This is a genomic window from Flavobacterium sp. PL002 (assembly GCF_054165825.1).
Genome location: NZ_CM135110.1, coordinates 353,667 through 365,292, shown reverse-complemented (window position 1 = coordinate 365,292; position 11,626 = coordinate 353,667). Strand labels below are relative to the sequence as shown.

11 protein-coding genes are annotated in these 11,626 nt (G+C 34.0%); 4 read left to right on the top strand and 7 right to left on the bottom strand.

Annotated elements, in window-relative coordinates:
* The first annotated feature begins 53 nt into the window (after positions 1-53).
* The 3 genes from ACVEGE_RS01535 (at position 54) to ACVEGE_RS01525 (ending at position 3,018) form a co-directional block, all read left to right on the top strand.
* Entirely contained in the window at positions 54-722 is a 669-nt protein-coding gene (locus ACVEGE_RS01535; protein WP_192500300.1) for a peroxiredoxin-like family protein, read from the top strand.
* A 167-nt stretch (positions 723-889) separates the two neighbouring features.
* Positions 890-2,050, top strand: coding sequence for an MFS transporter (locus ACVEGE_RS01530; protein ID WP_225738078.1), 1,161 nt, complete (start codon positions 890-892; stop codon positions 2,048-2,050).
* Positions 2,051-2,085: 35 nt separating this feature from the next.
* Positions 2,086-3,018 (top strand): peptidylprolyl isomerase, encoded by a 933-nt coding sequence (locus tag ACVEGE_RS01525; protein ID WP_173854374.1) that lies wholly within the window; start codon positions 2,086-2,088, stop codon positions 3,016-3,018.
* Between the two features lie 105 nt (positions 3,019-3,123).
* Here the strand turns inward: ACVEGE_RS01525 and ACVEGE_RS01520 are convergent, their stop codons facing one another.
* On the bottom strand, positions 3,124-3,681 hold the full coding sequence (locus tag ACVEGE_RS01520; RefSeq protein ID WP_192500298.1) for a thioredoxin family protein: 558 nt from the start codon (positions 3,679-3,681) through the stop codon (positions 3,124-3,126).
* Positions 3,682-3,783: 102 nt separating this feature from the next.
* Between ACVEGE_RS01520 and ACVEGE_RS01515 the strand changes: the two genes are divergently transcribed.
* Positions 3,784-4,125 carry a tRNA-binding protein gene (locus ACVEGE_RS01515; protein ID WP_192500321.1) on the top strand — a complete coding sequence of 114 codons (342 nt, stop codon included), beginning with the start codon at positions 3,784-3,786 and terminating at the stop codon, positions 4,123-4,125.
* A gap of 16 nt (positions 4,126-4,141) precedes the next feature.
* Here the strand turns inward: ACVEGE_RS01515 and ACVEGE_RS01510 are convergent, their stop codons facing one another.
* The 6 genes from ACVEGE_RS01510 to ACVEGE_RS01485 form a co-directional block, all read right to left on the bottom strand.
* The gene (locus ACVEGE_RS01510; protein ID WP_225738077.1) at positions 4,142-4,681 is read right to left on the bottom strand and encodes a nuclear transport factor 2 family protein; all 540 of its coding nucleotides are present in this window, start codon (positions 4,679-4,681) and stop codon (positions 4,142-4,144) included.
* A gap of 14 nt (positions 4,682-4,695) precedes the next feature.
* Positions 4,696-5,517 carry a sulfurtransferase gene (locus ACVEGE_RS01505; RefSeq protein ID WP_192500297.1) on the bottom strand — a complete coding sequence of 274 codons (822 nt, stop codon included), beginning with the start codon at positions 5,515-5,517 and terminating at the stop codon, positions 4,696-4,698.
* A 7-nt stretch (positions 5,518-5,524) separates the two neighbouring features.
* Entirely contained in the window at positions 5,525-8,044 is a 2,520-nt protein-coding gene (locus ACVEGE_RS01500; RefSeq protein WP_192500296.1) for a cation-translocating P-type ATPase, read from the bottom strand.
* Between the two features lie 203 nt (positions 8,045-8,247).
* Entirely contained in the window at positions 8,248-9,153 is a 906-nt protein-coding gene (locus ACVEGE_RS01495; RefSeq protein ID WP_173854370.1) for a mechanosensitive ion channel family protein, read from the bottom strand.
* A gap of 111 nt (positions 9,154-9,264) precedes the next feature.
* Positions 9,265-9,648, bottom strand: a complete 384-nt coding sequence (locus tag ACVEGE_RS01490) for a PUR family DNA/RNA-binding protein (RefSeq protein ID WP_173854401.1) — start codon at positions 9,646-9,648, stop codon at positions 9,265-9,267.
* 71 nt (positions 9,649-9,719) lie between these two features.
* Positions 9,720-11,480, bottom strand: coding sequence for an ABC transporter ATP-binding protein (locus ACVEGE_RS01485; RefSeq protein WP_173854368.1), 1,761 nt, complete (start codon positions 11,478-11,480; stop codon positions 9,720-9,722).
* Between the last annotated feature and the right edge of the window lie 146 nt (positions 11,481-11,626).

Sequence of the window (11,626 nt, the reverse complement as noted above, 5' to 3'; positions counted from 1 at the left end):
CAATTAAGGGAAACGTAATAGTACATTTGTACAATCAATAAACAAATATAAAAATGAGCACAGAAAACAATACAATTGGTTTACAAGCCACTTTAGATAATGCTAAAAATGCTTGGGAAGAGAAAGCGCCAGAACAAATTAAAGAAATATATGCAGCTGGAATAGCTGATGTAACACGCCAGAACGTAGTTGCTAACGCTAAGAAAAATGAGGATATCGCTCCTGATTTTAGTCTTACAAATGCCACTGGTAAAGAAGTGAAATTAAGTGATTATCTAAAAAAAGGACCTGTAGTTTTGACATGGTACCGTGGTGGATGGTGTCCTTATTGCAACATGACTTTGCATTATTTACAAGAACAATTACCAAATATTCAGTTAAAAGGGGCTAATTTATTAGCACTAACACCTGAATTACCAGATAAATCAATGTCTACTGCTGAGAAACACCATTTACAATTTGAAGTTTTGAGTGATGTAGGAAATAAAGTAGCAAAAGAATACGGAATAGTCTTTAAATTAACTGATGATGTAGCTGCGTCTTACCAAAAAGGATTTGATTTACATGGATATAACGGTGATGAGTCTGATGAATTACCATTAGCAGCCACATATGTAATCGATCAAAGTGGTAAAATTGTGTATACATTTTTAGACGCTGAATATAGAAATAGAGCCGAAGCGCACGACATACTTAAAGCTCTTGATGGCTTAAAAAAATAATTAAAGCAAGTCTTTATTCAATACCCTCAAAAGTGAAAATCTTTTGAGGGTATTTTTAATTTAGAGATTAGTGTATTTGTATAAAATTTAGCTTTTTTTTAAAAGTTTAATTTATAAACCCAACGTATTTTTGCGCGATGAATTTATCAAAAAAAAATGTCCTGTTTATGGCTGCTGCCACGGGACTTATAGTGGCTAATTTATATTATTGCCAACCCTTAATCGTTTTAATCGCAGACGAGTTTAATATACCGCATGCCGATGCTGGTACTATAACCTATCTTACGCAAGCAGGATATGCAATTGGTTTGTTTTTTATGGTTCCGTTAGGAGATAAGTTAGAGCGCAAAACACAAATATTATACACCACTTTTGCTTCTGTAATTGCTTTGATTATTGCAGCTACTGCACAAAGTTATCTAATCTTAGAAATCGCTTCCCTTTTAATCGGAATCACCTCTATCGTTCCACAACTTATTTTGCCTTTGGCAGCTTCATTAAGCGCACCTGAAGAACGAGGTAAAGTAGTGGGAACCATCATGAGTGGATTATTAGTTGGAATTTTGTTATCAAGAACCTTAAGTGGCTTTATTGGAGAAGTCTTAGGCTGGCGTGCGATGTTTTGGATTGCTTCTGGATTGTGTTTGCTTTTGTTTTTTATTATAAAAAAACAATTCCCTTACAATAAACCGGTGTTCAATGGTTCCTATGGACAATTGATTGGTTCTCTTTTTACTTTAATTAAAGAGCAACCATTATTACGTGAGGCAACTTTAATTAATGTGTTTAGTTTTGCGCAATTTGGTGCTTTCTGGACAACCATGGTTTTATTACTTTCGGCAGAACCGTTTCATTTTAATAGTGCAACAATTGGATTATTTGGTATTGTAGGTGCTTCAGGAGCTTTGGCAGCGCCTTTGGTTGGAAAGCTTGGTGATAAAGGAAGTTCAAGAGTGGCGGTGGGCTATGGTTGTTTATTAATTGCGTTAAGTTTTATCGTTTTCTATTTCTCGGGAGCAAGCGTTGTTGGTATTGTTATAGGTATCGTATTGATAGATATTGGTTTGCAAGGCGTGCATATTTCGAACCAAACCCGTGTATATTCTATATTGCCTGAAGCAAGAAATCGCATGAATACTGTATTCATGTCTTTTAGCTTTTTAGGAACAGCTGCAGGATCAGCATTTGGGTTGTTTTTATGGCAATTTGGAGGTTGGCATGCGGTGGCTTTAGGTGGTTTGCTATTATCTGCATTAGCTTTTTCGGTGTATGCTTTTACGTTTAAATCAAAACGGAAAGTGATAGAAAATAGTAATGATAAAAATTAATTTGTAAATTTGTAATTCAATAAAAAAATAAAAAGATGGAAAACGGAATATACGCTAAATTCAACACAGCAAAAGGAGCTGTTTTAGTAAAGTTAGAGCATGAATTAACGCCAGGAACAGTAGGGAATTTTGTTGCTCTTGCTGAGGGTAATATGGAAAATAAAGTAAAGCCTCAAGGAACTAAATACTATGATGGTTTGAATTTTCATAGAGTTATTCCTGATTTCATGGTTCAAGGTGGATGTCCACAAGGAACTGGAACTGGAGATGCAGGTTATAAATTTGATGATGAATTTCACCCAAGTTTAAAGCATGACAAACCAGGTATTTTAGCAATGGCTAATGCAGGTCCTGGAACTAATGGTTCTCAATTTTACATTACGCACGTTCCTACTTCTTGGTTAGACGGTAAGCATACTGTTTTTGGTCATGTTGTAGAAGGACAAGATGTTGTTGATGCAATTGCACAAGGGGATTCATTAGATACTTTAGAAATTGTTAGAGTAGGTGAGGAAGCTGAAAAATGGAATGCTATTGAAGCTTTTAGATCATTTGAAGGAAACCGTAAAAAACGTATTGCAGATCAAAGAGCTGGCGCAGATGCTGCGATGGAAAAATTAGCTGCTGGTTTTGAAAAAACAGATAGCGGATTGCGTTACCAATTCATCCAAAGAGGTGAAGGGAAACAAGCCGTTGCTGGAAAAACAGTTGCCGTTCATTACGAAGGATCTTTAGAAAACGGAAAAGTTTTTGATTCTTCTTACCCAAGAAAAAAGCCAATTGAATTCAAATTAGGTCAAGGGCAAGTTATCGAAGGATGGGATGAAGGTATTGCTTTATTAAAAGTAGGAGACAAAGCACGTTTTGTAATTCCTTCTGAATTAGGATACGGATCTCGTGGTGCTGGAGGAGCAATTCCACCAAACGCTACTTTGATTTTTGACGTTGAATTAATGGACGTTAAATAATTTTTAATATTCAGTGATCAGATTTTTATTGATCAGTTTATATAATTAACAATCCCATCTTGTTTTAAACGAGATGGGATTTTTAATTATATTTAACCTTAAGTATTATTTCCACTTAATTCCACACCCAATACTTGGTTTCTGATCCGGATTAATGGAACGATTATAGAGTACACCATCTATTGCTCCTCGTAAATCATTTCCGCTAAGCGGAATCCCGTTTCCAGGACGACTATCGTCTAACTGGCCGCGATAAATGAGTTTGTCTTGATTGTCAAATAAAAAGAAATCTGGTGTACAAGTAGCGTCATATGCTTTGGCGATAGCCTGACTTTCATCATATAAATAAGGAAATTCAAAATTATTTTCGAAAGCGAATTCGGTCATCAATTCTGGAGAGTCTTGCGGGTAATTCACTACGTCATTACTTGATATTGCAATAATACCAAGGCCTTGAACTCTATAATCATTAGCAATCATTACAACTTCTTCTATTACATGATGTACAAACGGACAGTGGTTGCAGATGAATACTACCAAAGTCCCTTTTTCTCCTTTTAAATCTGCAAAAGAAAACCATTGAGATGCTGATTTTTGATCTTTTAAATAAAAATCGGGAGCTTTAGTGCCTAAAGGCAACATATTTGAAGCGGTTCTTGCCATTGCAAATTTTATTTATTGTTTGAACTTTAAAGTTAGTAAAAAAGGATTGCTTTTAGCTTAAAATGGTTATTTTAGTTGGTAATTTATTTAGCAAAAGGAATGATGGAAAATAACCTGAGTTGGCAAGAATTCGAGAAAACTGAAATGCGTGTAGGAACTATTCTAGAAATTAATGATTTTCCCGAAGCGAGGAAACCAGCTTACCAACTGACTATTGATTTTGGAACAACAATCGGAATTAGAAAAACATCAGCTCAAATTACAAAAAGGTATTCAAAGGATGATTTACTAGATCGACAAATCGTGGCTGTTGTAAATTTTCCTAAAAAGCAAATAGGTAAATTCATGAGTGAATGCTTAGTTTTAGGAGCTGTAGGAGCGGAAGGTGATGTGATATTATTAACACCCGATTTTAAAATTGAAAATGGATTGCGAATTGGTTAAATTCACTTTTACTTCATCAATGTAGGCTGATTACTTTTGTGATTTTCCATTCGTTATTTTTAAATTGCCACATCATTATAAACTTACTTTCTTTTGAAGCTGTCCCAGCTGGCTCTTGATTGTTATGAAATTTATGCAAACCTATTTCAATGGCACCAAAATCTTTTATGGGATAAACTTCCACGCTTCCTTTTACTAATTCCCGACTTACTTTTCCGCAAATGTATTTTTTAGTTGCATCTAATATGTCTTTTTTTGAAGTCATTAATCCGCCTTTATCGTGATAAAATTCAATATTGTCAGCGTATATTACTGCTTGTTTGTCTAGATTACAGTTGTTATATGCGGTAAAGAAAACGCTATCCATTGCTATTATAGTACGGTATAATTCGGGGTCGTCAGGAGTATAAGAATGATTTTGCTGATGCGTACTGTCTTTATTAGTTGCGCAAGACGAAATCATAATCACCACTAGTATATACAAGTAATATTTAGTGTATTTCAAAGTTTTAGGATTGTTGATGTTATTCTTACTATTTGAATTAAATGGCAACATATAGGATGATTTTATTACTCTATTGGTAAACTTTCGATTTGTCCCCATTCAGTCCACGAACCGTCGTAAATGGCTTTAGAATTGGTGCTTCCAATTATTTCATAAGCAAGATAATCAATACAAGCTGTAACGCCAGAACCACAGCTAAATAGTATAGGTTTCTCTTGATTAGGTAGCACGGTAGCTAATTTTTCTTTCGATAAAAAAAGACCGTTTTCTAGTAAATCAGTGTACGGGATGTTTATTGCTCCTGGAATATGACCGCTGCGCAATCCGGCTCTTGGTTCTTCGGTTTCTCCGTAAAAACGATCACTAGAACGTGCATCGATTAATATTGCTTCTTTTGAGTCAATATTATTTAGTATTTGCTCTTTACTTTTCACCATTTTTGAGTTGAAATTGGATTCGAAATCACCACTTTCATAATCGTTTTTTACTGATTTTTCTACCGGAAGATTTTCTTTCGCCCAAGCGGGAAGTCCACCATTAAGTACCCAGACGTTTTTATGACCCATAATTTGAAAAAGCCACCACGCTCTAGGACTAGAATAAATGCCAAGGCTGTCATAAATTATAATTTTGCTAGTAGAATTAATTCCCAGTTTTTGCGCTGCTTTTGCGAAAGCGTCGGGACTTGGTATTGTATTAGGAAGCGGATTTGTGGTATCGCTAAAATCATTTTTTATGTCAAAAAATCGGGCGCCTTTAATTTGTATGCCTTGAAATTCAGGAAAAACCTTTGTTTGATTTATTTGTTGGCTCGCATCAAGTATAATCACCTCTTTATCATGATGATTTTCTTTAAGCCATTGTATTGATACAATAGTATTTTTCATTATTTTTTTAGTATAAATAATTTTTTTTACTGCGTTTATTCCATTTCCAGATTTCAATCCATAGTACTGCTACTGCGCTAACTCCTCCACATATTAACAATTGGGTAAAAGCCAACGGTTCTACTTCAAAAAAACGTGCAATAGGATTGATGTAGATAATCATAGCAAGCATTATTAATGTAATAGTATTTACGAAAACCATCATGTTGTTTTTATTTTTTAACGAAGTAAAAACTGAGTAATAAAAGGAACGGTTAACAAGAGATAAGATAACATTAGAAAAAACTAAGGTAGTGAATACCATTGTTCTAGTAAGATTCTCTGACCCTCCATTTTGGACTGTCAACTGGTATACAAATAAAATCCCGACTGTGATGATAATTCCTTGAACGATACTAATAGCCATTTCTTTTAAAGATAAAAAAGTACTGCCCAAATGGCGGGGCATTTGCAACATGCTGTTCTTTTCAGCAGGTTCATTTTCGTATACAATAGAACACATTGGACCCATTACTATTTCTAAGAAAATAACATGTACAGGTGTAAAAATATCCGGATAAATCCAACCTAAAAATAACGGTAGGGAAACGGTTAAAATTATCGGTATATGTATGGAAACGATGTATTGAACGGCTTTTTTAAGATTGGTATAAATACGACGTCCAGCAGCTACAGCTACAATCATTTTTGATAGGTCGTCATCAACTAAAATTAAATCGGCTGCAGTTTTAGCAATCTCAGTTCCTTTTTTACCCATTGCAATTCCTATGTGTGAAGCTTTTAATGCTGGTCCATCATTTACACCATCACCAATCATGGCTACAATTTGGTTGTCGTTTTTTAATGCATTAACCACTGCTAATTTAGCATCAGGAAACATTCTAGTCATTAAGGTACTGTCGTGAATAGCTGCTAATCTTTCATTTTCATCTAGCGCCATAATTGCTTCGCCTTCCATAATGCGGTCAGTATTTTTAATTCCTGCCATTTGGGCAATTGCTTTCGTGGTAGCGCTGTTGTCACCAGTGATTACTTTAACATCAATTCCAGCTTGGTAGAATTGTTTGATGACTTCTTTAATATTGCCTTTTGGAGGATCGTAGAAAGCTACTAAGCCTAAAAATTGAAATGGCAACTCTTGTTGGTTATCCGGGAATTCCTGTTTAGAATAAGAAGATTGTGCAACACCAAGCACTCGGTAACCTTTTGCCGCTAAGGCATCAATTGTTTTATAAATAGTGTTTTTTTGATCTGTGTTGAGTTTAGAGACTTTTATAATCGTTTCAGCACCACCTTTGGCAGCAGCTATACGTTTGCCTTCTTGGTTCTGAAAAATATGCGTCATCATAGGTGGTTTCCCTTCTAACGGATATTCATGAAACATTGTAAACTCTCTACGGATATCATTACTAGTAATTTTTTGATACTCCTCGTGCAATGTAATTTCCATAGGATCAAAAGGCACAGGTTCACTCGCCCACATTGCGGTGGTAATGACGGCTTGTGCTTCTGGGTTGCTCCAACTTTCTTTTTCATACAATTCTCCAGTACTAAAAGCATAAACTGATTGTAAACTCATCTTGTTCTCAGTGAGTGTTCCTGTTTTGTCAGTACAAATAACAGTGGCGCTTCCTAACGTTTCTACGGTTCTTATTTTTTTTACAATTACTCCTTCTTTCATTAATCGCCAAGAACCTAATGCCATAAATGTGGTGAAGGCAACGGGTATTTCTTCGGGAAGAATAGACATAGCCAAGGTTAATCCTTTTAGTAAACTTTGTAATAAGTCTTTAGTTTTCCAAAAATAAACACCCCAAACTAGTAAGAAAATTACGATGCCAATAACGGCCATTCCTTTTACAAATTTCTCTATTTGTACTTGCAGCGGTGTGGCTTGTTCTTTTATGCTTAATATAGCAGTGCCCAGTTTTCCTATTTCAGTAGCAATACCAATTTGTTTTACTTTATAAACAGCTAATCCAGAAGCAACTAATGTGCCACTGAAGACTTCTTTTTTTTCGGACTTCTCTGATTTGAAAACAGCGTAAGCTTCGCCGGTAAGTGATGACTCATTTACTGAGAAGTCATTGCTATGGATGATTTCTCCATCAGCATTTATGGTGTTGCCTTCTTCGGCAATTACAATATCGTTTACTACAATTTCTCGTGTTGGGATTTGGATAACTACGGCATTTCTTAAAACAGTACTAAGCGGTTCATTGAGTTTTTCTAAGGCGTCTAGTGCTTTTCTGCTGCGATTGTCTTGAAAAAAGGAGATTCCAGAAACAGCAACTATTGCAGCAAGCATAAAGTAGGCTTCACTATTTTCGCCTAACACAAAATAGATTATTGCAACGGCAATCAATAATAAAAGCATGGGTTCTTTGAACATTTCTATGAGCGCTAGCCACCATTTGTATTCTGTTTTATGAGATTGTTCGTTACTTCCAAATTCCTTTCTTGATGCAACAACTTCACTGTTAGTAAGGCCAATGATGTTTTCTGGAATATTTATTTCTTTAGACATAAGTATGAAATGAAATAATACTTAAAAGTAAGTTGCCCTAATAGCAAGAGATTTAGTTTGTAAGTATTTATTATTGGTGTGTTAGTGTTTTTGTATACTAACTTCAAACGGAATAATTAGTATATTATTCTTCTATAAATGTATAAAAAAAGCCTGAAAATCAGTAGATTTTCAGGCTCATTATATTGTGTTTTAAGCAATAATTAATTGTTTGGCGCTTCTTTTTCAGTTTCTACTGCTTTTTCTCTAACATGATGCAGTGTCATTTGTGGAAACGGAATCTCAATTCCTTCTTTATCAAAGGCTACTTTAAGTCGTTTACGCAATTCACCGGCAACTTCCCATTGTTTACTAGGTAAAGTCTCTCCTAGAATTTTTAACATTATGGCAGAGTCGGCAAAATCATTAACTCTTAAAAATTGCGGTGCTGCTATGATTGCATTTTTCCATAGAGGGTCATTTGCTAAAGCTGTTCCTACGCTATTGATTACAGTAATTACATGTTCTAAATTTGAACTGTATCCTACACCCATGTCAATATTAATACGTGAGAAATCTTTAGAAAGATTGGAAACTTTTTTAATTTCCCCGTGAGGAATATGGTGCACGGTTCCGTCAAGGTCGCGTAAGGTTGTTTTTCTTAAACTAATTTCGATTACTTCACCACCTGCGTTGTCAAAACTTACAATATCTCCTATGCGGTATTGGTTTTCGAGAATAATAAATAATCCGCTAATGATATCTCTGATGAGGTATTGACCACCAAAACCAAATGCCAAACCTACAATTCCTGCTGCGGCTAATATTGGGGCGATTTCGACACCAAATTCCTGTAAAACCATTAATCCTGTAATTAATAGGATCGAAATTTTAGAAGTTGTAGAAAAAATTTGAATTAAGGTATCTTCTCTTTTTGCTTCTGCTTCTGCCGATGAGTTTTTGTCAGGACGTACAGCAATTCTAACCGCTTTTTCAATAAAACTTGTAATTACTTTATTTAAGATTAATGCGGCAATAATTATAAAAATTATTTTAACTCCACTAGTTAAAAGCCATGGTATTATTAATTCTCCGTACTTTTCTATATTTTTTTCAAAAAGGTCTTTCATGTAATTTAATGTTATAATTAGGAAATAATTTATAATCAAAAAGTCCAAAAAACCATGCAGCTTTTGGACTTTTTAATTTAATAAGTAATAGGAATTGAATTTGTAATATAATTAAATATCGTCAAAGTCGATATCTGTAAAACTTGAAATGCTTGGTACTGCCTCTTCTAGTATTACTTTTTCAGTAACGTATTCTTTTTTAAAATCTTTTTGATGTCTTTCAGAAATTACTTCTTCTCCTTTGTGGTTCAAAACATAAGTTGTCATGTCATTTAAGATTTCTGCAAAAGCGGCAAAATCTTCTTTGTATAAGTAGATTTTATGTTTCTTAAAGTGAAATGATCCATCCTCTTCAGTAAATTTTTTACTTTCAGTAATTGTAATGTAATAATCATCTGCTTTTGTTGCTCTTACATCAAAGAAATAGGTTCTTCTTCCAGCTCGTAAAACCTTAGAAAAAATTTCTTCTTTTTCTAACATGTCGTTTTCTCTCATAATCCGTTCTATCAATTAATGGTTGTTAAGTAGTAATCAAAAATCTTAAAAAATTATGGTTTACACAACAATTAAAGCATTTCTTTTTCTGAAAGTTGTTTTAGATATAAGGAAGCGTAATAGCCTTCTTGATTTATCAATTGATTATGAGTTCCTTGTTGAATTATTTTACCATCTTCAAGGATAATTATTTTACTAGCATTTTTAGCCGATGAGACACGATGACTTACAATTATTGTTGTTTTGTCTTTGCAAATCTCAAAAAGATTGTTCAAAATCGTCTCTTCAGTCTCTGTATCGACTGCGGATAGGCAATCGTCAAAAAGTAAAATAGGCGGACTCTTAATAATGGCACGTGCTATAGAAACGCGTTGTTTTTGTCCTCCTGAAAGTGTAATTCCTCTTTCTCCAAGTACCGTATCATATTGTTTGGTGAAGCCCATGATGTTGTCGTGAACCACAGCACTTTTGGCAGCAGCCATAACTTCGTCGTCCGTCGCATTTTCTTTACCAAACTTAATATTGTTTTTGATTGAATCAGAAAAAAGAAAAGCGTCTTGTGGTACAATACCAATGCTGTTTCTTAAATCAAATAAATTCAGTGATTCAATACTTTTATTGTCGATTTTTATCACACCACTATTAACGTCATACAAACGAGAAATTAAAGAAAGAATGGTTGATTTACCAGAGCCTGTTTTACCTAAAATAGCTAAAGTTTCGCCTTTGTTTACTGTGAACGAAATGTCTTTTAAAGCATTTATCTTCGTGTCATCATAAGTAAAGTTTACGTTTTCAAAAGCAATGGATCCTTCAATGATAGATTTGTCAGGATTGTTGTTTTGAATTTGAGGTTCGATTTTCAAGAATTCATTCAAACGTTTCTGAGAAGCTTCGGCCTCTTGAACCATTGATGATACCCATCCTAATGAGGCAACTGGCCAAGTTAACATATTAACGTAAAGAATAAATTCGGCTATTGTTCCTATGCTTTTAATTGTACCATCAATGTACATTAATCCACCAAAATAAATAACCACCAAGTTACTGATGCCAATTAGTGCTAACATTAAAGGACCAAAAAGCGACTGTACTCTTGCTAGGTTTAAACTTTTGCTTTTACTTTCATTGGCTAAGTTGACCATGTTGTTTTGATGCTGATTTTCTAAAGAATAGGCTTTAATTACACGTAGTCCAGAGAAAATTTCTTGTGAAAAACTAGAGACTTTAGATAAATACTGCTGAAAAATGGTACTGCGCTTATTGATTTCGGTACTTAGTTTAAATATTCCGTAAGATAATAACGGTAGTGGTAGCAAAGTGTAAGCGGTTAATCGTGGAGATACATTGTACATGTAAACAATGACAATCGTAAAACGAATAATGGTATTGATTGAGTACATAACTGCGGGACCAACATACATTCTCACTTTTGAGACATCTTCACTAATACGGTTCATTAAATCTCCCGTACGGTTTTGTTTGTAAAAACTTTGACTCAGGTTTTCATATTGTCTAAAAACCTCATTTTTTAAATCAAATTCTATGTGACGTGACATTACAATTAATGTTTGTCTCATTAGGAAAGTTAAAAAACCAGCGATAATAGTGGTTGCGATAATTAATAAGACATTAGAGGTAAGTTCTTCTCTAATCACTTGCGTTGAAATTGTTTTGTCCTTAGAGAAACTCTCAATAACCTTAAATGATTGACTTATCAATTTAGGCGTAAAGAGCATGAATATTTGTGCGATTATTGTGAACAAAATACCAAGCGAAAAACTGTACTTGTATTTTATAAAATATTTGTTTAAATAACTTAATTCTTTCATTTTTTTGTGATATTCGGTATTATGATTCTTTACTTTTTAAGTAAAATGTTATTAAATTATAAATTATTAAAAGATAATATAGGTTAGTATTTTATAGAAAAGACAATTTTTCATAAAAAAAATGAAAGATATGCATATTTTGTGTA